The organism is Crystallibacter permensis, assembly GCF_025960875.1.
GTDB lineage: Bacteria > Actinomycetota > Actinomycetes > Actinomycetales > Micrococcaceae > Crystallibacter > Crystallibacter permensis.
Window position 1 is genome coordinate 1 of record NZ_JAODLR010000004.1, and the last position, 23,318, is coordinate 23,318.

At 65.6% G+C, this 23,318-nt stretch carries 22 protein-coding genes; 5 read left to right on the plus strand and 17 right to left on the minus strand.

What is annotated here, in order from left to right; translation table 11 throughout:
* Both B0G38_RS05805 and B0G38_RS05810 read right to left on the minus strand, forming a co-directional pair.
* Positions 1–728 (minus strand): hypothetical protein (locus B0G38_RS05805; RefSeq protein WP_264668567.1); only part of this gene is annotated, 728 nt, incomplete at its 3' end.
* A gap of 268 nt (positions 729–996) precedes the next feature.
* Positions 997–1,215: a hypothetical protein gene (locus B0G38_RS05810; protein WP_264668568.1), complete on the minus strand. Its 219-nt coding sequence runs from the start codon at positions 1,213–1,215 to the stop codon at positions 997–999.
* Positions 1,216–1,449: 234 nt separating this feature from the next.
* Here B0G38_RS05810 and B0G38_RS05815 point away from each other — a divergent pair, with 234 nt between their 5' ends.
* Positions 1,450–1,764, plus strand: a complete 315-nt coding sequence (locus B0G38_RS05815) for an MmcQ/YjbR family DNA-binding protein (RefSeq protein WP_264668569.1) — start codon at positions 1,450–1,452, stop codon at positions 1,762–1,764.
* On the opposite strand, the gene B0G38_RS05820 is transcribed toward B0G38_RS05815, so the two are convergent.
* From B0G38_RS05820 to B0G38_RS05835, 4 genes are all read right to left on the minus strand, one after another.
* On the minus strand, positions 1,761–2,255 hold the full coding sequence (locus tag B0G38_RS05820; RefSeq protein ID WP_264668570.1) for a GNAT family N-acetyltransferase: 495 nt from the start codon (positions 2,253–2,255) through the stop codon (positions 1,761–1,763). The genes B0G38_RS05815 and B0G38_RS05820 overlap by 4 nt on opposite strands.
* An 86-nt stretch (positions 2,256–2,341) precedes the next feature.
* Positions 2,342–4,957, minus strand: coding sequence for an MMPL family transporter (locus tag B0G38_RS05825; RefSeq protein ID WP_264668571.1), 2,616 nt, complete (start codon positions 4,955–4,957; stop codon positions 2,342–2,344).
* Between the two features lie 2 nt (positions 4,958–4,959).
* The gene (locus tag B0G38_RS05830) at positions 4,960–5,598 is read right to left on the minus strand and encodes a TetR/AcrR family transcriptional regulator (protein WP_264668572.1); all 639 of its coding nucleotides are present in this window, start codon (positions 5,596–5,598) and stop codon (positions 4,960–4,962) included.
* 62 nt (positions 5,599–5,660) lie between these two features.
* A complete protein-coding gene (locus tag B0G38_RS05835) occupies positions 5,661–6,257 on the minus strand; it encodes a hypothetical protein (protein WP_264668573.1) in 597 nt (198 codons plus the stop codon).
* A gap of 465 nt (positions 6,258–6,722) precedes the next feature.
* Here B0G38_RS05835 and B0G38_RS05840 point away from each other — a divergent pair, with 465 nt between their 5' ends.
* A complete protein-coding gene (locus tag B0G38_RS05840; RefSeq protein WP_264668574.1) occupies positions 6,723–7,175 on the plus strand; it encodes a hypothetical protein in 453 nt (150 codons plus the stop codon).
* On the opposite strand, the gene mgrA is transcribed toward B0G38_RS05840, so the two are convergent.
* Together mgrA and B0G38_RS05850 are read right to left on the minus strand one after the other, a co-directional pair.
* Complete coding sequence (gene mgrA, locus B0G38_RS05845; protein ID WP_264668575.1) at positions 7,153–8,190, minus strand: L-glyceraldehyde 3-phosphate reductase; 1,038 nt, start codon at positions 8,188–8,190, stop codon at positions 7,153–7,155. The two genes, B0G38_RS05840 and mgrA, sit on opposite strands and share 23 nt — an antisense overlap.
* Before the next feature lie 44 nt (positions 8,191–8,234).
* Positions 8,235–8,645, minus strand: coding sequence for a hypothetical protein (locus B0G38_RS05850; protein WP_264668576.1), 411 nt, complete (start codon positions 8,643–8,645; stop codon positions 8,235–8,237).
* Positions 8,646–8,736: 91 nt separating this feature from the next.
* Here B0G38_RS05850 and B0G38_RS05855 point away from each other — a divergent pair, with 91 nt between their 5' ends.
* A complete protein-coding gene (locus tag B0G38_RS05855) occupies positions 8,737–9,408 on the plus strand; it encodes a helix-turn-helix transcriptional regulator (RefSeq protein WP_264668577.1) in 672 nt (223 codons plus the stop codon).
* Positions 9,409–9,451: 43 nt separating this feature from the next.
* Here the strand turns inward: B0G38_RS05855 and B0G38_RS05860 are convergent, their stop codons facing one another.
* The 4 genes from B0G38_RS05860 to glgX are packed head-to-tail and all read right to left on the minus strand — an operon-like array spanning position 9,452 to position 17,313.
* On the minus strand, positions 9,452–11,062 hold the full coding sequence (locus B0G38_RS05860) for an NAD(P)H-hydrate epimerase (protein WP_264668578.1): 1,611 nt from the start codon (positions 11,060–11,062) through the stop codon (positions 9,452–9,454).
* Between the two features lie 4 nt (positions 11,063–11,066).
* The gene (gene treZ, locus B0G38_RS05865; RefSeq protein ID WP_264668579.1) at positions 11,067–12,827 is read right to left on the minus strand and encodes a malto-oligosyltrehalose trehalohydrolase; all 1,761 of its coding nucleotides are present in this window, start codon (positions 12,825–12,827) and stop codon (positions 11,067–11,069) included.
* A complete protein-coding gene (gene treY / locus B0G38_RS05870; RefSeq protein WP_264668580.1) occupies positions 12,824–15,127 on the minus strand; it encodes a malto-oligosyltrehalose synthase in 2,304 nt (767 codons plus the stop codon). The genes treZ and treY overlap by 4 nt, the downstream gene beginning before the upstream one ends.
* Positions 15,124–17,313, minus strand: a complete 2,190-nt coding sequence (glgX, locus tag B0G38_RS05875; protein ID WP_264668581.1) for a glycogen debranching protein GlgX — start codon at positions 17,311–17,313, stop codon at positions 15,124–15,126. The genes treY and glgX overlap by 4 nt, the downstream gene beginning before the upstream one ends.
* A 148-nt stretch (positions 17,314–17,461) precedes the next feature.
* Here glgX and B0G38_RS05880 point away from each other — a divergent pair, with 148 nt between their 5' ends.
* Positions 17,462–17,689 carry a hypothetical protein gene (locus B0G38_RS05880; protein WP_264668582.1) on the plus strand — a complete coding sequence of 76 codons (228 nt, stop codon included), beginning with the start codon at positions 17,462–17,464 and terminating at the stop codon, positions 17,687–17,689.
* Here the strand turns inward: B0G38_RS05880 and B0G38_RS05885 are convergent.
* Complete coding sequence (locus tag B0G38_RS05885; RefSeq protein ID WP_264668583.1) at positions 17,686–17,901, minus strand: hypothetical protein; 216 nt, start codon at positions 17,899–17,901, stop codon at positions 17,686–17,688. The genes B0G38_RS05880 and B0G38_RS05885 overlap by 4 nt on opposite strands.
* Positions 17,902–17,930: 29 nt before the next feature.
* On the minus strand, positions 17,931–18,314 hold the full coding sequence (locus B0G38_RS05890; RefSeq protein WP_264668584.1) for a VOC family protein: 384 nt from the start codon (positions 18,312–18,314) through the stop codon (positions 17,931–17,933).
* Positions 18,315–18,460: 146 nt separating this feature from the next.
* Here B0G38_RS05890 and B0G38_RS05895 point away from each other — a divergent pair, with 146 nt between their 5' ends.
* The gene (locus B0G38_RS05895) at positions 18,461–20,092 is read left to right on the plus strand and encodes a glycoside hydrolase family 10 protein (protein WP_264668585.1); all 1,632 of its coding nucleotides are present in this window, start codon (positions 18,461–18,463) and stop codon (positions 20,090–20,092) included.
* A gap of 42 nt (positions 20,093–20,134) precedes the next feature.
* Here B0G38_RS05895 and B0G38_RS05900 read toward each other — a convergent pair whose 3' ends face one another.
* The 3 genes from B0G38_RS05900 to B0G38_RS05910 are packed head-to-tail and all read right to left on the minus strand — an operon-like array spanning position 20,135 to position 23,248.
* The gene (locus B0G38_RS05900; RefSeq protein WP_264668586.1) at positions 20,135–21,292 is read right to left on the minus strand and encodes a DUF6226 family protein; all 1,158 of its coding nucleotides are present in this window, start codon (positions 21,290–21,292) and stop codon (positions 20,135–20,137) included.
* Positions 21,293–21,335: 43 nt separating this feature from the next.
* Positions 21,336–22,826 (minus strand): multicopper oxidase family protein, encoded by a 1,491-nt coding sequence (locus B0G38_RS05905; protein ID WP_264668587.1) that lies wholly within the window; start codon positions 22,824–22,826, stop codon positions 21,336–21,338.
* Positions 22,823–23,248 carry a hypothetical protein gene (locus tag B0G38_RS05910; RefSeq protein ID WP_264668588.1) on the minus strand — a complete coding sequence of 142 codons (426 nt, stop codon included), beginning with the start codon at positions 23,246–23,248 and terminating at the stop codon, positions 22,823–22,825. Before B0G38_RS05910 ends, B0G38_RS05905 begins: the two co-directional genes overlap by 4 nt.
* Positions 23,249–23,318 lie beyond the last annotated feature (70 nt).

Consider the following 23,318-nt stretch of genomic DNA (forward strand, 5'->3'; position numbering starts at 1 on the left):
CCGGCATCGGCATCGGCATCGGCATCGGCAACCAGAACGGTACCCGCAGCGCTGGTCGCGGCCTCGGCGTTGCCGGCAGCACTGGCAGGGTTCAGCGCGTTACTGCTGGTGTTGCTGGCGGTGGCGGTGGCTTCGAAGAGGCGGAACCAGTCGGCCGGGGTGCCGGCAGTGATCCGGCGCAGGCGCTCGGCGTAATACTCCCCGTGCGTTTCGGAGAACACTTCCGCGGGCAGTCCCTCGAGGTCTTCGGCAGGGCCCCAGTTCGCGGGGAACGGGCCCGACGGCGGCCAACTGGCCCAGGCTTCCTCGCGTTCCCAGGCCGCGAAGTCATCGAGGCCTGCGCTGGCACCCAGATGCTCCGGCTCCCCGACCCGGCCCGGAACCTCCTGCCCGGCCAGCGGATCCTCGCCGTAGGATTCCAGCTTCGGCGGGTCCAGGACCGGGCCGCGCGCCTCGGCGTAGATCTCCTCCATATAGCCGGCCATCGTGGCATGCTTCGGCGGTTTCCCGGCCGCGATATATTCGCGTGCCTGTGCCAGGCCGCGTGTCCGGTCCCGGGCGCAATCGTGGTCCAGGCGCTCCAGGGCCTTGCGCAGGGCCTCCTGCCGCTGCGCGGCAGTCGTGGGACGGGCCGGCTGAAGACACCGCAGCGAAAACCCCTGCCCCGCGGACTCTTGTCCGGGGGCCGGGGAACCGGAAACCGGTGCCGGTTGCTCTTCCGTTGCCATGAGTCCAGTCCATCATCCGGCCATGACAATACAGAGACTTATTCACACCGTCTGACGGGTTCCACGGAAGTTGTTCAAAATTCTTTGCCGCACCAGTTTCCTTGAGCACGGCAGAAAGCACACCGGCGCCGACCATACGGTACGGCTGCAGCCCGGCCGCGGGTATCCTGCGCGCCAGTAAAGAGGGCTTCTGCCAGCAACGGGCCGGCGCAAAAGGTGGCTGGAACCGCGATGAAGATACGCCATCGTGTAGAAGTGCAGTTACCTGCTAAAGGCCGCTGAGATCGCGAAAGGCTTCACGGATGGCTACCTCGTGGGCGACTGCGTTGAACCTGAACATCGTTTCAGTGTCCGCGACCAGCCGTTCATTGCACTCTTGAAAGAGTTCCTCATTAACGCGCCCCTGCAAAGCTTCCAGATCAGGTTCGGACAGAACTGAAAGATCTTCCGGAAACTCGTCCGATGGCTTTAGAACAGAGAACGGCATGTCAGATCCCTTCTCCAGCTACCCGCGCTGGGCCTCCTCCATGAATTCGGCGACATGGCTGTTGCCGTGTCGACTTCTCCATTTGACCGCCGTTCCGCCAAGCTGGCAATAGTTGCCGCATGTGAAGTACCTCAAGCCTCGAACAGAGCCGGCAATAGCTGAAAAGGTACCGTCGGGAACGTCCGGCGGAGAGGTTCCTAGACGTTCCCACAACCGCCATGCCAAGGTGGTGTCATGCAAACCGAGGACCGCGTCCGCCGCATTTGCCTGTCATTTCCCGGCGTTACCGAAAGACTCAGCTGGGGCAATCCAGCCTGGTTCGCGCGGACGTTGATGGCCCGCATGTGGGAGGATGGCGTGCTCACGGTCAAGACCCAGGAACGCGACGCCCTCGCCGGAACGTCCCCGGATACCTTCTTCTGGACACCGCACCATGAACGCTCGCCGGAACTGGTGCTGGTGCGGCTGGAACAGATCTCCGCTAATGAGCTGGCCGAACTGCTGGATGATTCTTACCGAATCGCAGGCACGGTCAGGAAAGCCCGCTAATCCAGCTTCCGGTGCATGACATGCAGTCCCACCAGCCCGTCAGCTGGATGATCGAAGGCGTCCGGAATAGTCGCCAGGATTTCGAAGCCCAGGGATTGCCAGAGTCGCACCGCCCTGACGTTGGAAGCAACGACGGCGTTGAACACCATCGCGCGGTAGCCGCCTGCCCGTGCCTGCTCCAGGACGTGGTCGGCCAAGGCTCTCGCGATGCCTTTGCCCCCGTGGTCCGGGTGCACCATGAACCCGGCGTTGGCTACCCGGGCCGCGGCCCCGCCGTAGTTCGGGTGGAGCTCGGCAGTCCCGGTGACCGCACCGCCGTCGTCAATTGCTACAAAGGTGCGGCCCGGGCCGGACAGATGCAGCCACTTCGCGCGAAGCGACTCTTCCGAGCTGTCGGGGTCCAGCGTGTAGGTCTCCCCCGCCCGAATGATCGGTTCCATGACGGACCAGATGCCGGGCCAGTCGTCGGCCGTGGCGTCGCGAATGTACATAGTGCCCCTCTGTCCAGGCCAGCCGCGGGATGGCTGCACGGCGGGCGGCAACTTCCGTCCGCCGTGCAAAAGATATCAGCTTCCGATTAGCGGACGGATGCTTCCTCAAGCGTATCCGTGGCGCCGTCTGCTGCGGCGGCAGGACCGCCCGAAACCAGCTTGGCCCCTTCGACATCAACATCGGGCAGGATCTTGTCCAGCCACTTCGGCATCCACCACGCCGACTTGCCCAGCAGATGCATGGCCGCGGGGATCAGCGTCATGCGCACCACGAAGGCGTCCAGCAGCACACCCAGCGCCAGCGCGAACCCGATGGGCCGGACCATGGTCAGATGGGAGAAGATGAAGCCGGCGAACACGGAAACCATGATGATCGCGGCGGCCGTAACCACCTTGGCGCCATGGTTGAAGCCGCTGACCACCGCGGTACGCGCATCCTCGCCGTGGGCGAAAGATTCCCGCATGCCCGAGACGAGGAACATCTGATAGTCCATCGCCAGGCCGAAAAGCACGCCGATCAGGATCATCGGCAGGAAGCTCAGGATCGGGCCCGGATGATGGACGCCGAACACCTCGCTCAGCCAGCCCCACTGGTAGATCGCCACCACGGCGCCGAAGCTCGCGCCGAGCGACAGCAGGAAGCCGGCGGTGGCCAGCAGCGGCACCAGGATGGAGCGGAAGACCAGCAGCAGCAGGATCAGCGAGAGCCCGATGACAATGGCCAGGTAGACCGGCATGGCATCGGCAAGCTTGTCCGAGACGTCGATCTGCATGGCCGGTTGGCCCGTCAGCGAAACCCCGACGCCGGTGCTCGCCTCGAGCGCGCTGGCTTCGGCCCGAAGATTGTGGACTAGGTCCTCGGTACTCTGCGCGGCCGGGCCCTCCTCAGGGATGACCTGCAGGACTGCAGTGCGGCCGTCCTCGCTGGTGCCGGTGGGCACGGCTGCGGAGACGTGGTCCATGGCGCGCAGTTCCTGCGACAGCTCCAGCAGCGCCTCGTCCTTGGCAGTGCCTTCAAGCCCTTCCGGCAGGTCCGCCACGATGATCAGCGGGCCGTTGATGCCTTCGCCGAAGTTCTCGCCCAGCTGCGTGTAGGCCTGGTACGCCGTGGAATCCGCGGGTTCGGAGCTGCCGTCGGGCAGGCCCAGCCGCAGTTCGGCGGCGGGAACCGCCATGAGCCCCAGAACGGCGACGCCGGCCACCAAGGACAGCCACGGATGCCGGGTGACGGCCTTGCCCCAGCTGCGCTTGGGATCGTTGTGGAACTCTCCACCCGCCGTCGTTGTTTGAGCGGTGTTTTCACTGGCGGGGCCGCTCATTCCGGCCTTGGCCCAGGCGCGCTTGGACAGGATTCGTTTGCCCATGATGGCCAGCATGGCCGGGGTCAACGTCAAAGCAACGACGACGGCGACCGCCACCGTTGCGGCGCCCGCGAGTCCCAGCACGGTCAGGAACGGGATGCCCGGGACCGCGAGCGCGGCGAGGGCGATGATCACGGTCAGCCCCGCGAAGAGCACTGCATTGCCCGAGGTTCCGGTGGCGCGGCCGATGGATTCGACCAACGGGACGCCGGAGAGCAGCTGCGTGCGATGACGGTTGACAATGAAGAGCGAGTAGTCGATGCCCACGGCCAGGCCGAGCATCAGGGCCAGGACCGGCGAGATCGAGCTCATTTCCACGACGCCGCTGAGCGCCATGGTGCCGCCGACGCCAACACCGACGCCGATGACCGCCATCAGCAGCGGCAGTCCGGCGGCGATGAGGGTGCCGAGCATGAGGATCAGGACGGCTGCCGCGACCGCGATACCGATGATCTCCGCGGCGCCGAAGAGCTGCGAAATGTCCTCGACAATGTCCTTGCTGTACTCCGCCTGCAGGCCCGGGACCAGGCCGGCCTCGGAGATCTGCTGGACCTGGTCGCGGTCGGCCTTGGCGACCTCCATCATGGGCTGTTCGAACTGGACCTGCACAAAGGCGGCAGAACCGTCCTCGGAAACGAAGCGCAGGCCCTCGGAGGACTGCTGCTGCAGCTTCGCTGCTTCAAGGTCGGCGACGCCGGACTCGTACTCCGCGCGGCCGTCTTCGAGCTGCTGTTCGGCTTCGGCCAGCTGGGCCTGGGCTGCTTCCAGCTGTGCGCGCTGCGGCTCCAGCTGGGCGCGGGCCTGTTCCGCCATGGCAGCTTGGCCGGCCGCCTCAAGTTGCTGGATCTGCGCCTCGGCGGTCTCAAGCTGCTGCTGGGCCGGTGCAAGCTGAGCCTTGCCGGCGTCCAGCTCGGCCTGGCCAGCCTCCAGTTGCTGCTTGGCTGCGTCCAGCTCGGCTTCGCCGTCGTCGATCATCTCCGGCGCGTTGTCCAGGGAACTCTGCAGTTCAAGCGGATTCGTGGCGCTCTTGACGGCGTCGTTGTCCGTGAGTTCCTCGGAGATCGCGGCGATCGCGTCTTCCTGCTCAGCGGTGAAGGCCGTGCCGTCCTCGGTGGTGAAGACAATGGTGCCCAGGCCGCCCGAGGCCTCCGGCATCTTCTCCTTCAGCTCATCCAGCACACCCTGTGCAGGGGTGCCCGGGATGGTGAAGCTATTGGACAACGTGCCGCTGAACGCAACGAGGGAACCGCCGACGGCCACCATAATGGCCAGCCAGGCAGAGACGAACCACCACCGCTTGCGGGCGGCGAACTTGCCAAGGGAATACAGCAACGAAGCCATGGTCAGGAGTCCTTCGAGAGTGAATTGAAGCCGGTGCGGAGCATGCCGATGCTCACCAGCAGATGCTTTTGGAACGAGCCCGCATCCGGCGAGCGGCCGACTGTTTCAGCGGCGGCTTCCCGCATGGCAGCCTGGCCGCAGGCGATCAGGGCACCGGCGAGCGAATTAATCAGTAGGTCGCTCTCGGACCGGGGTAAACGGACGTGCAGGCCCTCTTCGAGTTTCTGCTGGGCCTTGTTCCAGACCTGGAGCTGCATGCGCTCCAGCTGGGGATCGTCCTCCCCCATGGCGTAGATCTCGCAGAGCAGCGCCATCTGTTCCTGGGACACGTCCCCGCCCAAGGTGGCGAGCACAGCGTCCATGATCGGCTCGTCGGCCGGACGGTCATAGAGCTGCGCGAAGGCGCCTTCCAGGAACTCCTCCACCGGGCGCGTGAGTGCGGCTTCGATGGACGGGAAGTAATTGAAGAACGTGCGGCGGGAGATTCCGGCCTCGTCGGCCAGCTGGTCCACGGTGAAGCCGCCGGGACCATGGGTGCGGGCAAGGCTGAGCGCCGCCGTCGATATAGCGGTCCGGGTGGCGCGCTTGTTCAGCTCGCGCCGGCCGCCCGAGTCGGCTGATGGAGGTTGTTCCGATGTCACTCGTCTACGATAAGCCCAAATTTGCACACCATGCAAACTTGCACGTGAGGCATGATTTATCGTCAGCCCTGGTAATTCACGAACCGCTTCACGTCGTCGAGCTCCTGCTGAAGAGCTTGAATGGTCTGCTTGTAGCCCACAAATTCTGCTTTTTGCTGCCTCTTCTGGACGTAGCTGTAAACGAGGGCGAATAGCACCAACGGAATCACCGCCAAGCATCCCCAGCCGGCCGCCGTGAAGAAGTCGAGGGCGACCGGAATGGCCTGCTGATAGTCCCTGAAGTCGTTAATCCCTTCCACCACACTGTCCATAACAAGGTCCAGCGGTTGCAGGTGCTGCCCGATCATCGGGGCATCAGATAACGATGGTGCTGACAGCGATGGGTCATGTGTCCAACGTGGATCCTTCGGATGTGCGACCACATATATCCCGAAAGCGACGTTGGCCGCGATGAAAGTGAACATGGCACCAAGCGTCGCCCATTGCAGTTTTCGCGGATGCCACAGGTACATCGACAACCCCATCAGGATGGCCAGTATCCAACTGACCGCGCCAAGTTGGTCGATACTGATTTCACCCAATGCATCCATCGGAATAACCGCCCCTGCAGTCAGCGCCAGAGCCAGTACCAGAGCACTAACGCTCAGTGCTTTCCTCAAAATATTTCTCCCCAACAGTGCGAATAACGTTAGAAGACTATGCGACACCGCATTTATCGAGTGACCGTACTAGGAGTGTTACGGTCACAGATTGCGATTCAAGTCGGCAGACGTGCGATGAGATGAGTCCAGTGCGGTACTGCTGCTCCCTGGCTCACCGCCAGTGCGAACTGACACGATGGTTACATGGCATCACTTCACGGTGGGGAGAAGGAAGAAGGGCAGGCTGCACTCCAACAGCCTCCTGCCGACTGGTTTATCTTGCTGGAGCGGATCACCGCTGAAGTCACAGAGCTACTGGAAAACCGGCGCACATGGTTGAGAATGACTGGACGTTCCAGTGAGGCAGAGCCAGGGCTCCAATTCCAGAGTGGCAATAGCTGGGTAGGACCTGCAGCTTCATCTGGCGGGCAAAGCTGGGTAGCGTCGCTCTACTACCGCGACGCGGCACTGGGAATTCGGCGGATGGTCGACGGCGACCGCCGGACCGGCTCGTTCAAGCGCCTCCTGCAGAAGATGGCGGAGGAGCCCAGGTTGTTGGCCGCGCAATGGTTCCTCGGCGATGCAACCGGGGAACGCCGTCGTGAATTGCATCTTGCTTTCAAGGCAGAGGCAGACACGCTGGACTTCGGGCACCTGAATCCTGCGGTACCGCGCGCAGATCTGGCCGCGCTGACCGAGAAGACCGCGGGGATCAAATGTTATGTGGACCAGCATGTGACCCATGCCCAGCTCGACCCGCACTCAACCATGCCAATGCCGTCGGACGTAGATGAGGCCTTGGACCTGCTGGCGCGGTTGCTGGACAAGTACACGTCCCTGCTGCGGCCGCCGCGGGACGATTCAGGATCCGACGATTCCGGTCCCGGGGAGGCCGGGGCCGCCGTGCCTGACGCTACTGCTGGGCCCAGAGGTTAATGCCGGATTCCACCGCATACTGGTCGATCATGTCGATCTCCTCCAGGGAGAAGTCGAGGTTCTCGACGGCGGCGAGGTTGTCCTCAAGCTGCTTCACGCTGGAAGCACCGATGAGCGCCGAGGTGACCTGGCCGCCCTTGCGCTGCTCGCGGAGCACCCAGGCGATGGCGAGCTGCGCCAGGGACTGGCCGCGGCCGGCGGCAATCTGGTTCAAGGCACGGACCCGCGAAAGCCGGTCTTCATTCAGCCAGTCCGCAGCGAAGGACTTGTTCTGCGCAACCCGCGAATCCTGCGGGATCCCGCCGAGATAGCGGTCCGTCAGCAGGCCCTGCGCCAGCGGGGAGAAAGCGATGGAGCCCAAGCCCTCTTCCTCGAGGACTTCGAGCAGATTCGGGCTGCCGTCTTCGACCCAGCGGTTGAGCATGGAGTAGGACGGCTGGTGGATCAGCAGCGGCGTGCCGAGCTGGCGCATGATCCGTGCGGCCTCGCGGGTCTGCTCCGGTGTGTAGGAGGAGATGCCGGCGTAGAGCGCTTTGCCCGAGCGGACGGCCTGGTCCAGGGCACCCATGGTCTCTTCGAGCGGGGTCTGCGGATCCGGACGGTGGCTGTAGAAGATGTCAACGTAGTCCAGTTCCATCCGTTTCAGGGACTGGTCGAGGCTGGAGAGCAGGTACTTCCGCGACCCCCATTCGCCGTACGGACCGGGCCACATCAAGTAACCGGCCTTCGTGGAGATGATGAGTTCATCGCGGTACGGCAGGAAGTCCTCGCGCATGTGCCGGCCGAAGTTGGTCTCGGCGCTGCCTGCCGGGGGGCCGTAGTTGTTGGCGAGATCGAAGTGGGTGACGCCCAAATCGAAGGCCCGGCGCAGGATGGCGCGCTGGGTTTCGAACGGCTTGTCGTCACCGAAGTTGTGCCACAGGCCCAGAGAAACCGCCGGGAGCCGCAGTCCACTGCGTCCTACCCGGCGGTATGGAATCTTCTCGTAGCGGTTGCCCGCGGCCTCAAACGTCATTCGTCCATCATGCGTTTACCCTCCGTCGCTTTCAAATCGAAAATTCAGTGCTTGTCGCCAGAGGACAGGCGGTTAAGGGCCAGAGCGCCGACGAGGAGTCCGAAATCACGCAGGGCGACGTCGAAGTAACCGGGCACCAGCAGCAGGTTGATGATGATGCCGGCGAGCCAGGCAGCGACGACCAGCGAGCCAATCCGCGGCTTCCATGCCACGAGAATGCCGGCGAGGATTTCTATAACGCCGACGGCATACATGAATGCCTGCGGAGAAACGGGGATGATATCGGTCGCGATGGGGGCCAGGTAGGTGGTCCAGTCGACCATCACGTTGAAGAACTTATCGAGGCCGAAGAGAATCGGCGCGATGGTGAAGACGGTACGCAGCAGCAAAAAGGCCTGGTGCGTATGGCTGCGCAGGCCGGGGCGGTCTGCTAGGCGGTGCTGGTTGGTGACCATGACCGTTCCTTTCTAAAAGAAGTGATACTTGACTTTAGAAAGTACGGGCTGTTATGTCAATGGTTGTTGTTTTTAGAGTAAAATCGCAGGTATGAAAGCACGCACGGAGTCCGATTCGGTCAGCGCAGTTGCCGCGTTAGCGGATTCCTCCCGGCGCGGTGTCTACGAGTACATCCTCGACGCGGAGGGTCCTGTGAGCCGGGACGACGTCGCGGGCGCCTTGGGTATGGTGCGCGGCACGGCGGCCTTCCATCTGGATCGGCTGGCGCGGGAAGAACTGCTGACTGTCAGCTACCGGCGGCTCACCGGGCGCAGCGGGCCCGGGTCGGGCCGGCCGACCAAACTGTATGCCCCGGCGGTCCGGGAAGTCTCGGTCAGCCTGCCCCAGCGCCACTATGATCTAGCCGCCGAACTCCTCGCGGCCGCCGTAGAGAATTCGCACCGGACCGGAACGCCGGTCGACGAGTCCCTGCAGCGGGTGGCCGCCGAGGCCGGGAACTCCATCGGCAAGGACGCGGACAGCTTGGAGCAGGCCCTGGAGAAGTACGGGTTCAAGCCCGAGACGGAAGAGGACGGCAGCATCGTCCTGCAGAACTGTCCGTTCCACCGCCTGTCGCAACGCCACACGGCCACCATCTGCGGGCTGAACCTGGATCTGTTGTCGGCAGTGACCGGCAAGACCGGCCCTGCGGGCTGCACCGCGGTGCTGGATCCCGCGCCCGGGCGCTGCTGCGTCAGGATCCTGCCGCCCGATCCCGCCTGAAACCCCGCAGCTCCGCCCGAGGTCCAGCCATCAGGTGGGAGCTTCAGCCGTTCTGACGGAGATTCAGCAACGTCCGCACGGTTTCCGGGAGGGCGCGGCTAATGTCAGAGGCGGCGACGGGTCCTCCGGCAGCGGCTCTGGTTCCGGCGATCCCGTGTACGGCGGCGGCCATGGCGGCCACTGCCGCCCAATGGTCCGGTTCCGCGATGCCGTCTTCGGTCAGGAGTTCGCGCTTGACTGTGGCGGCGAGCGCGCCGAGGATCCCGGCCAACGTGTCCCCGGAACCTGCCGTCGCCAGCCAGGGCGTGGCGTTGTCCTGGATAAAGAGGGCACCGGATGGTGAAGAAATCACGGTGACTGCTCCCTTGAGCAGCACGGTAGCACCGGTCAGCCCAGCGGCAAGGCGTGCAAAGTCCGACGGCGATGCCTCCACCTGCTCGCGCGTCACCTCCACGTCCTGTTCGGCAAGAATACGCACGAGTTCGCCGGCGTGCGGTGTCAGGATGACCTGCGGTCCCAGGTCGGAAGGCAGGCTGTCCAGGGCGCCGGCGTCTGCTACCACCGGCACCCCGGAAGCGAGCGCGTCCCTGGCGCGGGCCTGCTGGTCCGGGTCCCCAGTGGCGCCGGGGCCCACCAGCCAGGCCTGCACCCTGCTCTCCCCCACACTGCCCTGGCTGCAGACGGCTTCCGGCGTCGAGAGGTTGACCAGGCGGCAGATCTCCTGCGGCCCCAGGTAGCGGATCATGCCCACGCCGGTGGCCGCGGCCGCCTGCGTACACAGCAGTGCGGCTCCCGGATACTGAGCCGACCCCGCAACGATGCCGAGCACGCCACGCGTGTACTTATGGCTGGTTCTCTGCGGCACCGGCCACCAGCCTGCCAGGTCCGCCGGTTCCAGCCGCCGACGTTCCGGTGCCGGGAGATGCGGGCCGAGGCCGATGTCCACGGTCTGCACCCGGCCGGCGAGTCCGGCAGCGGGATCAGTGAGCAGTCCAGCCTTTGTTCCGCCGAAAGTCACGGTGAGATCGGCTGGCAGGACGGGGCCGAAGACTTCGCCGGTATCGGCAGAGACTCCGCTCGGCAGGTCGCAAGCGACGGTCAGTGCCGGGGGGCCCAGCGCAATAATGTCCTCCACCAGATCCTTCGCCGGGCTGCGCAAACCGCCGGAGGCGCCGGTGCCGAGAATCCCGTCGATCAGCACGTCCGCACTGGAGCAGAAGGCTGCTGCGGAGGTCGGGCTAACGTGTACGGCTTCGGCGGGGGCACCGGAGGCACGGGCTGCGGCGGTGGAGACAGCGGTGCCCGCGGCAGTACCGTCGTCACCCTCGGCCAGCCGCAGCACGGTGCCGCCGGCGTTTTCGAACGCGGCCAACGCCTGCCGGTGGCTGCGCGTTGAGGTGAGCACCGCCGTCGTACTCATTCCCCGTCGAGCAAGGGCGACCGCGGCGAAGAGCGCGTCTCCGCCGTTGTTGCCGCTGCCCGCGATCACCACCAACCGCGCGCCGTAAACCCGGCCACGGGTTTCCCGTACTGCGCGGACCACGGTGTTGGCCAGCCCGTGGGCAGCGGTGGCCATGAGCCGGTCGCCGTGGCCGGCGTCGAGCAGCGGTTGCTCGGCGGCGCGGATCTGGCCACCGGTCCAGGCGCTGATCATGCCCCTAGCCCTGCCCGCGGATGATCGCGGCGGAGTTGGCTGGCAGCGTCAGCACGCCGTCGAGCTTCACTTCGTCCTCGGTGGCCAGGAGCAGCCGGCCCGTTCCGGCATCGAGGGTGAGGGTTCTGTCCGCGAAGTTGAAGCACACGCTGATCCGGCCGCGGCGCAGGATGAACCAGCCGTGTTCCTCGTCGAAGTCCACGTAGACGGAAGCGAAATCCGGGTCCGTGAGTTCCGGGGTCTGCCGGCGCAGCGCAATCAGGTCCTTGTACAGGGCCAGCAGACGGGCGTGGTCCCCGTGCTCCGGCTCGGACCAGTCCAGCTTGGAGTTGGTGAAGGTCGATTCCGCTTGCGGGTCCGGCACGAGGTCCGGGTCCCAGCCCATCCGCTCGAACTCCCGGAGCCGTCCGGCCGACGTGGCCTCGCCCAGCTCGGGCTCCGGGTGGGAGGTGAAGAACTGCCAGGGGGTGGACGCGGCGAACTCCTCGCCCATAAAGAGCATCGGCGTGAACGGCGACGTCAGGTTCAGCACGGCGGCCATCGCCAGTCGGCCGTAGCCCAGCGTGCCGGACAGCCTGTCCCCCGCCGCGCGGTTGCCGATCTGGTCATGGTTCTGCGTGCAGACCACCAACTGGCGCGCGTTCACCCGCTCCTTGTTGATCGGCCGGCCGTGGTGCCGGTGCCGGAAGGAGGAGTAGGTGCCGTTGTGGAAGAAGCCCTCCGTGAGCACCTTGGCCAGCACGTCCAGGCCCTCGAAGTCCGCGTAGTAGCCGGCCGTTTCACCCGTCAGGTTCACGTGGACGGCATGGTGGAAATCGTCGCTCCACTGCCCGGTGAGTCCGTAACCGTTCACGCTCCGCGATTCCAGCAGCCGTGGGTTGTTCAGGTCCGATTCCGCGATCAGGAACAACGGCTTGTCCAGCTCGCGCGAACATTCATCCGTGGCGGCCGAAAACTCCTCGAGGATGTGCAGCGCGCGCTCGTCCTGCAGCGCGTGGACGGCATCCAGGCGCAGCCCGTCCACATGGTAGTCGCGGAACCACATCAGCACGTTGTCCAGGATGTAGCGGCGGACCTCGTCCGACTCGGGCCCGTCCAGGTTCACCGAGTCGCCCCAGCTGTTGCCGCCGGCAGCGCTGAGGTAGGGACCGAAGCGCGGCAGGTAGTTCCCGCTGGGGCCCAGGTGGTTGTAGACCACGTCCTGGATCACACCGATGCCGTGACGGTGCGCGGCATCCACAAACCGCTGGTAGGCCGCGGGACCGCCGTAGGTTTCCTGCACCGCGTACCAGTGCACGCCGTCGTAGCCCCAGTTGTGCGTCCCGTTGAACGCGTTCACCGGCAGCAGTTCCACGAAGTCGATACCGAGCCCGGCGAGGTAGTCCAGCTTCGCCCCGGCGGCATCCAGCGTCCCCTCCGGGGTGAAGGTGCCGAGGTGCAGTTCGTAGATCACGCCGCCGTTCAGCCCGGGCGACTGCCAGCCGCCGTCCGTCCATTGGTGGGCACCGGCGTCGAATGTCCGGGACAGTCCGTGCACGCCGTCAGGCTGGCGGCGCGAGCGCGGATCCGGCAGCGGGGTTGTTTCCCCGTCCAGCAGGTAGCCGTAGTCCGTCTCCCCCGTCGGCGCAGCGGCCGGATCGGCCAGCGTCCACCAGCCGCCCTTGCCCTGCTCCATAGACAGCAGTTGGCCGGCTGCCTTCAGCTCGACGGTCTTGGCCAGCGGCGCCCAGACGTCAAAGCGCGCTGGGGCAAATCCGGTGCTCATTGTTCTTCCTCCTTGACCAGCAGGGCCACGGGCAGGCCGGCGAACACGTCCCCCACCGGGAGCGCCCCGGTGCTGCTGAAGACCAGTCCGGTCAGCACGTCCTGGTAGCGTCCGGCCGGAACGACGACGGCGGTGTCCCGCCATCCGCCGTCGCGCTGCAGTCCCAGCGGCAGACGGGTGGCCAGCGTGACGGCTCCACCGCGGTCGAAACCGAAGACATGCTCGGCGGCAGGCCCCTCGGCGTTGACAGCTTCGTAACCGGTAAACAAATCAGGCCGGTCGCGGCGCAGCCGCAAAGCCCTTGCCACCACCAGCATCTTGGCCTGGGCACCTTCGTCGATCGCCGGAACGGTCCCCTCGCCCAGGCGGGCGAGGGCCTTGTGCCGGGCATCGAAGTCCACCGGCCGCCGGTTGTCCGGATCCACCAGCGAATGGTCCCAGAACTCGGTGCCTTGGTAGACATCCGGAACACCGGGCATGGTCAGCTGCACCAGCTTGGCCGAAAGGGAGTTGGTCCAGCCGGGCAGCTTGGTCTCTTCCGCCAGTGTGCTCAGGATCCGGTTGACCTCCGGATTGTCGAAGGCTGCATCCACGGCAGCGTGCAGTTGTTGTTCGAACTGCTCGTCCGGGTTCAGCCAGGAGGTGCTGTTACCCGCTTCGCGCGCCGCCTTCTCCGCGTAGGCATGGGCGCGCTTGCGGCTGAACGGCCACGCGCCCAGGGCCGCCTGCCACAGCAGGTCCGCGAACGGCACATCGCCCAGCGGTGCGGCCGCATCCAGCTCCGCGAACTTTCCGGACCACTCGCCGGCTATCTCGGAAAGGACGCTGATCCGCGCGCGGGTGTCCTCGCTGCGCTTGGTGTCGTGCGTGCTCAGTGCTGTCATGGCCAGCGGTTGTTCCAGCTGCCGGCGGATCAGCTTGGTGTGCAGGTCGAACGGCTCGATGGCGAAGATGGACGGATCCGCGCCGACCTCGTTCAGCGAGGTCAACCGCGAGTAGCGGTAGAACGCGGTGTCCTCCACGCCCTTGGCCATCACCATGCCCGAGGTTTGCTGGAAGCGGACGGCCAGCGCCGTCAGCTCGCCTTCAGGATTCAGCAGCGGCTGCAGGGCGGTGATCGTATCGGCCAGGTCCGGGCGGCGGACCTGCGCGGCGATGACCGCTTCCTCCAGGTACTCCGCGCCCTGCGGCAGGTAGCTGCGGTAAACCGGAAAGCAGGCCAGCAGTTCGGCGAGTGCATCTGCCGCGACGTCCTGCTCCAGGTCCGCTTCCACGGGGATGAGCCGGGTCAGCCGCAGCACCTCGGAGCGCAGAATGCCGTCCGTGATGCCGCGCTTGGTGTCGTGGATCATGTGCCGGTAGGGCTCCATAGGGGCGACGTCGGTCAGCTGCTCCCGGCCCTCCGGATCCACAAACAGCCGGTCCACGTCCGCGAGCGCGTCGTATCCAGTGGTGCCGTGGCAGAACCAGCCCGCGGGCAGGCTCTCCCCCGGTTCCAGGATCTTCTCCACCAGGACATAGGCCCCGCCGGTCAGCTCGTGCAGCTGGCGCAGGTAGCCGCCGGGATCCGCCAGCCCGTCAGGGTGGTCGATGCGCAGCCCGTCCACCAGGCCCTCGGTGAACCAGCGCTTGATTTCGGCGTGCGATTCCTCGAATACCCACGGCACTTCCACGCGCACTCCGGCGAGCGAGTTTATGCCGAAGAACCGGCGGTAGTTCAGCTCGCTGTCCGCACGGCGCCAGTTCACTAGCTGGTAGTGCTGGCGCTCATGGACGGTCCGGGCATCGGCCCCGTCATCGGCGGTTCCGGCGGCCACGGGAAAACGGTTCTCGTAGTAGCGCAGCTCGCCGTCCACCAGCTTCAGGGCGTCCAGTTCGGTGTCGCCGTCGCCAAGCACCGGCAGCCGGAGCTTCCCGCCCGCGGCGTCCCAGTCGACGTCGAACGCCTCCGCATACCGCGATCCGCGACCCTCGGCCAGCAGCGACCACCACCAGCGGTTGTTCACCGGCGTGGCCACGCCCATGTGGTTGGGCACGATGTCCACCAGCACGCCCATTCCGGCGGCGTGCGCGGCCTCGGAGAGCGCCTTCAGCCCCTCTGCCCCGCCACGCGCCGGGTCCACCGCGGTGACGTCAACGACGTCGTACCCGTGGTCCGAGCCCGGCTCGGCGGTGAGGATGGGCGAGAGGTACACCCAGTCCGCGCCGAGCTCGCGCAGGTACGGCACCAGCCGCGCGGCGTCGTAGAGATTGAAGGACTCGCGGATCTGCAGCCGGTAGGTGGAAAGCGGCGTTTTCACGCGGCCCCCTTGCCGCTGCCCTTGGCATCCGCCATGGCCGCCAGCGACGCCGCCACGGAGTGGTCAGGCTCGTCGGCCGGCGGGGTGTAGGCCCGCAACACCACCATCGCCTTGGCCTGCACAGTCATCTTCTTTCCTGCCGCAATCGGGTCGGAGTCGGCATATTTACCGGCAGTGTCAATAACCTCGTCCCACTTTTCCGCGTACTCCTTCGGCGGCAGCACGAACTCCACATCGTTATCGTCCGCGTTGAAGTAGATCAGGAAGTTCTCGTCCGTGATCCGCTGCCCGCGCTCGTCGCGGCCCTGGATCCCCTGGCCGTTGAGGAAGACGCCGATGCACCGGCCCAGGGCCGCGTCCCAGTCCTCGGGCTCCATCAGGGTTCCATCCGCGGTCAGCCAGACAATGTCCGGCAGCGCCTCGCCCTCGCCCCGGCGGACCGGCCGGCCATCAAAGAAACGACGGCGGCGGAACGTGGGGTGTTCGGTGCGCAGCTTGTTCACGGCGGCGACGAACTCGAGCAGCGGCTGGTCCACCTTGTCCCAGTCCACCCAGGACAGCTCGGAGTCCTGGCAGTACACGTTGTTGTTGCCCTGCTGGGTGCGGCCCAACTCATCGCCGTGCGCGATCATCGGCACACCCTGGCTCAGCAGCAGCGTGGCCAGGAAGTTCCGCTGCTGCCGGGCGCGCAGGCCCTGCACCTTCGGATCGTCCGTCTCCCCCTCCACACCGCAATTCCACGAGCGGTTGTGGGATTCGCCGTCGTTATTGTCTTCGCCGTTGGCCTCATTGTGCTTCTCGTTGTAGGAGACCAGGTCCCGCAGCGTGAAACCGTCATGGGCGGTGACGAAGTTGATCGAGGCCACGGGGCGGCGGCCGGAGTCCTCGTACAGGTCCGCCGAACCGGTGATGCGGGAGGCGAACTCGCCCAGGGTGGAGGGTTCGCCGCGCCAGAAGTCCCGGACGGTGTCCCGGTAGAGCCCGTTCCACTCCGTCCAGAGCGGCGGGAAGTTGCCCACCTGGTAGCCGCCGGGGCCAACGTCCCACGGCTCGGCAATGAGTTTGCTCTGCGAAACCACCGGGTCCTGCTGGCAGAGTTCGAAGAAGGTGGACAGCCGGTCCACGTCGTAGAACTCGCGCGCCAGTGTGGAGGCCAGGTCGAACCGGAAGCCGTCCACATGCATCTCCGTGGCCCAGTACCGCAGCGAGTCCATCAGCAGCTGCAGCGAATGCGGGTGGCGCACGTTGAGCGAGTTTCCGGTGCCGGTGTAGTCCATGTAGTACTGCTTCTCATCTTCCATGAGGCGGTAATACGCGGAGTTGTCGATGCCCCGGAAGGACAGCGTGGGGCCCATATGGTTGCCCTCCGCCGTGTGGTTGTAGACCACGTCCAGGATGACTTCGATGCCGGCCAGATGCAGCTCGCGCACCATGGCCTTGAACTCCTGCACCTGCTGCCCGGCGTCCCCGGTGGAGCAGTAGGTGTTCTGCGGGGCGAAGAAGCCGATGGTGTTGTAGCCCCAGTAGTTGGACAGGCCCTTCTCCTGCAGCGTGCTGTCATTGACGAACTGGTGCACCGGCATCAGTTCGATCGCGGTGACGCCCAGTTTCTGCAGGTGCGCGATCACCGAAGGATGCGCAATGGCGGCGTAGGTGCCGCGCTGCTCCTCGGGGATGTCCGGGTGCAGCTGCGTCAGGCCCTTCACATGCGCCTCGTAGATGACCGAGCGGTGGTAGGGAATGCGCGGCTTGCGGTCCCCGTCCCAGTCGAAGAACGGGCTGACCACCACGCCCATCATCATGTGCGCGGCGGAGTCCTCGTCGTTGCGCGAGTTCTCGTCGCCGAAGTTGTAGCCGAACAGGGACTGGTCCCAGTCGATCTCCCCGTGGACCGCCTTGGCGTACGGGTCCAGCAACAGCTTGTTGACGTTGCAGCGCTGCCCGCTCGCCGGGTCATACGGACCGTCAACGCGGAAACCGTACTTCTGTCCCGGCAAAACATGCGGCAGGTAGCAATGCCAGACGTAGCCGTCCACGTCCTTAAGCTCGACCCTGGTCTCCTCGCCGTCCTCATCAAACAGGCAAAGGTAAACGCGCTCGGCTGCTTCACTGAACAGGGCAAAGTTGGTTCCATTGCCGTCGTAGGTAGCACCCAGCGGGTAGGCTTCTCCGGGCCAAACTTCCATGTACTGCTCCTGACACTCGAGGCTCTTGTATCTTTCATACAGTATGCGAAAGACAGTTTGATGATGATTCGGGAACATCGGACGAATTACGACGGCGGGAAGCGGCTATCGCTCGAATCCCACCTATGCGGGAAGGAAGGACCGGATCATGGCGGACCGGCACAGGCTAGGCAACGAGGCCTCGCTTGCCCTCCTGAAGACGCTGACGGCGCGGTTTTCCGAGGATCCTCTGGTCGAAAGCGGGACCATGTTCCGCAGCCCCGGCATGAAGGTCGGCGGGAAGGTTTTCGCTTTCCTGGGCGGCGGTGACCGGCGAGGCGTATGCCTACGTGAAAAGCCTCGGCTCCGAGTGAAGCTTCGGGAAACTATCGGCTAGTCGTCGGCTTCGCCGCCTTCTTCGCCGCCGCCTTCGTTGCCGCCGCCCTCGCCGCCGCCGTCGTTCTCTTGTTCCTCGCCGTTGTTCTCGTTCTGTTCCTGCTGGACGTCCTGGTTGTTTCCTTCGTCCTCGTTGGGGTTGTCACAGCCGGTCAGGAGCAGCGCGCACAGCGCCACGAGGGTGGCGATGCCCTTGGAAATCTTGGTCGTCATAAGCGTGCCTTTCGATAGTCGTTTGAGGGTCAGGGCCGCTGGGCGGATTCGAACAGTTCAATCAGGTTTCCCGCGGGGTCGGCGAGCAGGATTTGGCGCCCGCCGGGGCCGGCCACCACGTCGCTGCGGAACGACAGGCCAGCCTTCCGCAGCCGCTCGATTTCGGTGTCGAGGTCCTCGAAAATCAGGTGGATGCGGTTGCCTCCGGGCGCGGCGTAATCCTCCGGAGTGGCGCGTGCGCCTGAACTTGCCGGTCCGGAGAGCAGCAGTCGCAGCGGGCCGCGGATCACGTCGGCAAAGGCGGGTGCCTGCATGTTGACGGTGAAGCCGAGGTGGGTGGTATAGAAATCGACCGCCGCCTGAACGTCGTCGACGAGGTAGCGGACACTTGCGTACTGGTCTGGTGTTGTCACGGCTTTTCTCCTTCGAACGCGCTTTCAACACTCCCCTGTTGCGGTGATGATCGCAAGCGTATCGTTGAGCTAGCAGCATTCTTATCGAGGTGGGCTGGCCATGACTGGCAGCGATTTGGGGTCAACATTCTCGCGGCGGCAGTTCAATGCTGCGGCCGGCCCTGACAGTGTTCGGCGCCGCAGGTCTGCTCGGCGGCAGCCTGTCCAGGGCGGTGACGGCAACAGGCCCACGCCCGCTCGCGGTCAGCCTCGCCGCGGCCGTTCCCAACCGTGTCTACCGCATCACCGCGCGGGAGCGCGCCCGGGTCACGGACGCCCCGAAGCACGAGTTCCGCGGGTTCTGGCTCTCCAGCGTGGTCAACATCGACTGGCCGTCCCGTTCCGGTCTGACCGCAGCCGTGCAGCAGACCGAGCTCCGCGGCTGGCTGGACCTGGCCCGCAGCCGGAACCTGAATGCCGTTCTGCTGCAGGTCCGCCCGGCCGGCGACGTCTTCTGGCCGTCAAAAGTTGGCGAACCGTGGTCCCGCTACCTGACCGGCACCCAGGGCAGGAATCCCGGCTACGATCCGCTTGCCTACGCGGTCAGCCAGGCCCATGCCCGGAACCTGCATCTGCACGCCTGGTTCAATCCGTTCCGTGCCGGCATGACCTCGAACCTCTCGGATCTGATCTCCTGGCACCCCGCGCGGAAGAATCCCAGCTGGACCTTCGCCTACGGCGGCCGCCGCTACTACAACCCCGGCATCCCCGCCGTGCGCAGTTTCATCATCAAGGTGATTGCCGAGGCCGTGGCGAAGTACGACGTCGACGGCGTGCATCTGGACGACTACTTCTATCCCTACCCCGTAACCGGCCAAAGCATTCCGGACTCGGCCGCCTACAACGCCTACCGGCTGCCGGGCGAAAGCCTGGCGAACTTCCGGCGGCGCAGCGTGAACGTTTTTGTTCGCGATTTGAGTGCCAGGATCGCCGCCACCAAACCGCGGATGCTGTTCGGCATCAGCCCGTTCGGCATCTGGCGCAACCAGTCGACGGACAGCCGCGGCTCCGCGACCTCCGGGTTCCAGAGCTACGACGGTATCTTCGCCGACTCGCGGCTCTGGGTGAAGCAGGGCTGGCTGGACTACGTGGTGCCGCAACTCTACTGGCACCAGGGCAATCCGGCCGCAGACTACAACACGCTGGTCAACTGGTGGTCGGCACAGGTCAACGGCACCAACTGCAAGCTCTACATCGGCGAAGCAGCCTACAAGGTCGGCGACCCTGCCCAGGGCGCCGACTGGCAGGACCGGCGCGAGCTGTACAACCACACCGCCAAGTGCCGGGCGACGTCGCGGGTCAGCGGTCAGGTGTACTTCTCCGCGAAGTCCGTGCGGGCCAACAAACTGGGCAGCATCACTCTGGTGAAGGACAAGTACTACAACCGGGTGGCGATGACGCCGGTCATGTCCCATCTTGGCGCCCAGCGTCCCTACACTCCCGTGATCAGCAGTGCGCGCTGGAACGGCTCCGGCGTCGAGCTTATTTGGCGCGGTTCAAACAGCGGGACCGTGCCGCGGCATTACGCCATCTACCGCTGGGAGGCTAAAGCGGATTCCAGCGCTTTCATCCCCTCCCAGGCCGGGGCCCTGCGACGCGTGCACCGCCGCCGCGGCAATCCCGAAAAGTTCGTGGATACCGGAGCCGTGCGGGGACGTACGTACTGGTACGTTCTCGTCGGGCTAAGCGACCTGATGGTCGACTCCGCCGCCGCCTCCGCGATCTTCATCCGTGCCTGAGGGAGCCGGACGAGTCAGGTGCCCGCCTGGACGGTCTGGCCATCAGCTGGTCCGCAACGGCCAGGGCCGCCAGCCCTCCGGAACTTCCTGCAGCTTCAGCTCAGCCTCGCGGAGCCGGATCCCGGCGACGGCATCGGGCTCTCCCCTGCCGCCTTCCTCCCAGGAACCGTCCGCCGCCGTCAACGCGTACTCGGTCCACCCGCGCCGGCCCACCGGATAGCGCTCACCGTAGCCGCCGGCAGCTACCGCAAGCACCAGCCGCTCCAGCCGGTCGGCCTCCGATTCGGCAGTTTCGTCGCAGGCGTCGCAGCCGCAGGACGGGAAGATGAACTCGTGCAGCAACCCGGCATGCACCACCACGCCGGGGTAACTGGTAAACCCGAAAGTCAGGTCAGCGGCGCCAGGGTCGCGGGGACGAAGACGGACCGCTTCCCGCACCTCATCGGAGTGCACCAGCAGGTCCGCAACATGGTCAGGGTGAGGGTCTGCATCGACGTCGTACACGTCGCGAAGGTGCTCGATCAGCGCGTGGGCCACGGTGTGCAGTCCGGCGAAACGCTCGGTATTGCTGTCCATGCTGTAGGCCTCCGGCGGCGGTCCGTCCGCGCCCCACCTGCTCCCGTACGGAATGGGCTGCCCGTCCGGGGACCGGAACTCTGCCAGCGGCAGCGCCGGCCGGACATAAGGAGGTTGGCCTGGCGCAGGCGGCGCCGGCTTCGGCTGCATGGCGGGCAGGTTTTCCACCTCTTCGCTCTCCCACTCCTGAATGACGGATATGAAGCCCTGCAGCCACTCGGCATCGGCATCGCGGATCCGTCCGGGCAGGCCCTCGATCTCGAACTGCAGGTCATCGTTTCCGACTGTCGGTGAACTGCCCTCGAAAGTCCGCCACTGCGCGTCCGGCCTCAGGCTGGCCAGCACGTTTCCGGCGAACACTCCGGCCGCGGCTTCGAGCGCACTGTCATTGGCGACCCGGGCGCCGGACGAGTGCAGGAATTCCACCAGCCGGGCCGGTTCGGAGCCCAGCTGCGCTGCGTCCACGCCCTGTTCACTGCAGAAGGCGACGAACGGCGCGTACCCGCGCGCGTGCCGGACCGGCGGCTGGATTTCGGACTCAGGCCGATAGAGCGCCCGCGAGCGCTGGATCGGTTCAGGCAGTTCAACCGCGGGTCCCTCGAAAAAATCCTCAGCATCTCCCATGACCAGATCCTAGCCGGTGGCTTCCGCTGCCGCAGTGGTGGGGTTAGTGCGCGTGGTGAGCACCGCCGTCGTTCGTTGGAATTGCACCGGCAGACTGCCCCGGCTCGACCACCACGAACTGGCCCATCATGCCCTCGTCTTCGTGCAGCAGCAGGTGGCAGTGGAACATGTACGGCACCTGCGGATCCGCGTAGTCCTCGAAGGTCATGATCAGCCGGTAGGTCTTCTGCGGCGACAGGTACACCGTGTCCTTCCGGCCGGCCAGGTGCGCGGGCGGGGTTTCGCCGTCGATGCTCAGGATCTGGAACTGCACGTCGTGGATGTGGAAGTTATGCGGGAACAGGTTCTTGTTGCGCACCTCCCACACCTCGGTGGCGCCGAGCGTGATGGTTTCGTCGATCCTGCCCATGTCCATGGTGCGGCCGTTGATCCTGCGTCCCTCGAGTTCGAAGGAGCGGGTCACGGAGGCGTCGAATTCGTCCGTTCCGAAATCGCTCAGGGTGGGGGAAACAGCGGACGACGGCGCCAGCTCACCGGCGGCGCGCAACTCCAGGACGTCGAAGGAATCGTTGGCACCGAAAGCGAACGGAGCGGCCACTGCACCAAGGTCCGGCTCCGAGGAGCGAAGCATCGCCGTGGTCCCCGGTTCCATCGCGACCACAATCTCGGCCCGCTCCCCCGGCGAGAGCTGGATGTTGCGCTGCTCCAGCGGCGAGCGCAGCAGCCCGCCGTCGGTGGCCACCAGCTGGAAGGGCCGGCCGTCCTCGAAACCGAAGTTGTAGATGCGCGCGGTGGAGCCGTTGAGCAGCCGGAGCCGGACCTTCTCCGTGGTCACCTTGTGGTGCGCGCCGATGGTCCCGTTCACCATGACCGTGCTGCCGAGCAGACCGATCTCGTTGCCATCGTTCTGCAGGGTCAACTGGCCGTCCCCGGTGAACTGCTTGTCCTGCACAATCACCGGGATGTCGTCCACGCCGTATTCCGAGGGCAGGCCGGAAACGGCCGTGTCTTCGTCGTCGAGGATGAACATGCCGGCGAGGCCGCGGTACACCTGGTCCTCGGTCTCGCCATGGGGATGCGGGTGGTACCAGAGGGTGGCGCCCGGCTGGTCGATCTGCCACTCGGGACGCCAGGTACCGCCCGGCTCCACCTCCTGGTGCGGACCGCCGTCCATCGCCGCGGGCAGATGCATCCCGTGCCAATGGACGCTGGTGGTCCGGCCCAGCTCGTTGGAGAAGTTCACGGCGACCATCTCGCCGCGCTTGGCCCGGAGCGTGGGACCGAGGAAGCTGCCGTTGAAGCCCATGGTTTCGGTGGCGGAAGCACCGGTGGAGAAGTCGGTTGTGCCGGACTGGGCCGTCAGGTCGAAAACCCGGGTGCCGTCGTCGTCGATCGTGGATTCAGCCAGCGGCGGGATGTGCAGCGGCTGGTCAAAGTCGGCCGGCACCGTCACTTCAGAGATTGACCCGCAGCCGGCGAGCGCCAGCATCACCGCGGCGCCGAGCGCCAGGAGTCTGGGAGAGCGCCGCTTCATCGTGCTTCCCCAGCCTGTCCAGTCCGCACCCGCCGCAGCCCCTGCACGCCCCAGGCCAATAGGCCGGCGACCAGCCCGTAGAACGCGTTAGTCAGTACCAGCGGGATGAGGACGAACGGCATCGCCAGCGGCCCCTGCAGCTCGCCGGTCAGGATCGGCGTCAGGAGGGCGCTGATGACCACCAGGTAGACCGCGTACGTCACGCCGGCCAGCACGAGCGTCAGGACAGGGCGTCCAACGTTGCCCAGTCCGACAATCAGGATCCAGGCCAGCGCGATCGCGAGAATCAGGACCGGAGCCACAGCCTGCACACCGAGGGCCTCGGCGACGCCTGTCATGTGCGTGAGGGGATGGATGAGGCCCAGGGCGCCGAGCCCGAAAATCAGCGGCCATTGGAGGGAGGATTTGCGTGTGTGTTCCATGGCTTCAACGCTAGGAAGCGGGCGGGCGGGCCACATCGGCCTCCTGCCGTCACTTGCAGTAGGCAGGTGT

What these genes read in the sequence shown, in the direction of transcription:
- B0G38_RS05855 (WP_264668577.1), top strand. Translation starts at nt 8,737, where the DNA reads ATGAAAGCACGCACGGAGTCCGATTCGGTCAGCGCAGTTGCCGCGTTA.
- mgrA (WP_264668575.1), bottom strand. Translation starts at nt 8,190, where the DNA reads ATGACGTTTGAGGCCGCGGGCAACCGCTACGAGAAGATTCCATACCGC.
- B0G38_RS05880 (WP_264668582.1), top strand. Translation starts at nt 17,462, where the DNA reads ATGGCGGACCGGCACAGGCTAGGCAACGAGGCCTCGCTTGCCCTCCTG.
- B0G38_RS05810 (WP_264668568.1), bottom strand. Translation starts at nt 1,215, where the DNA reads ATGCCGTTCTCTGTTCTAAAGCCATCGGACGAGTTTCCGGAAGATCTT.
- B0G38_RS05825 (WP_264668571.1), bottom strand. Translation starts at nt 4,957, where the DNA reads ATGGCTTCGTTGCTGTATTCCCTTGGCAAGTTCGCCGCCCGCAAGCGG.
- B0G38_RS05815 (WP_264668569.1), top strand. Translation starts at nt 1,450, where the DNA reads ATGCAAACCGAGGACCGCGTCCGCCGCATTTGCCTGTCATTTCCCGGC.
- B0G38_RS05850 (WP_264668576.1), bottom strand. Translation starts at nt 8,645, where the DNA reads ATGGTCACCAACCAGCACCGCCTAGCAGACCGCCCCGGCCTGCGCAGC.
- B0G38_RS05900 (WP_264668586.1), bottom strand. Translation starts at nt 21,292, where the DNA reads ATGGGAGATGCTGAGGATTTTTTCGAGGGACCCGCGGTTGAACTGCCT.
- B0G38_RS05820 (WP_264668570.1), bottom strand. Translation starts at nt 2,255, where the DNA reads ATGTACATTCGCGACGCCACGGCCGACGACTGGCCCGGCATCTGGTCC.
- B0G38_RS05895 (WP_264668585.1), top strand. Translation starts at nt 18,461, where the DNA reads ATGCTGCGGCCGGCCCTGACAGTGTTCGGCGCCGCAGGTCTGCTCGGC.
- B0G38_RS05860 (WP_264668578.1), bottom strand. Translation starts at nt 11,062, where the DNA reads ATGATCAGCGCCTGGACCGGTGGCCAGATCCGCGCCGCCGAGCAACCG.
- B0G38_RS05905 (WP_264668587.1), bottom strand. Translation starts at nt 22,826, where the DNA reads ATGAAGCGGCGCTCTCCCAGACTCCTGGCGCTCGGCGCCGCGGTGATG.
- treZ (WP_264668579.1), bottom strand. Translation starts at nt 12,827, where the DNA reads ATGAGCACCGGATTTGCCCCAGCGCGCTTTGACGTCTGGGCGCCGCTG.
- B0G38_RS05840 (WP_264668574.1), top strand. Translation starts at nt 6,723, where the DNA reads ATGGTCGACGGCGACCGCCGGACCGGCTCGTTCAAGCGCCTCCTGCAG.
- glgX (WP_264668581.1), bottom strand. Translation starts at nt 17,313, where the DNA reads ATGGAAGTTTGGCCCGGAGAAGCCTACCCGCTGGGTGCTACCTACGAC.
- B0G38_RS05885 (WP_264668583.1), bottom strand. Translation starts at nt 17,901, where the DNA reads ATGACGACCAAGATTTCCAAGGGCATCGCCACCCTCGTGGCGCTGTGC.
- B0G38_RS05910 (WP_264668588.1), bottom strand. Translation starts at nt 23,248, where the DNA reads ATGGAACACACACGCAAATCCTCCCTCCAATGGCCGCTGATTTTCGGG.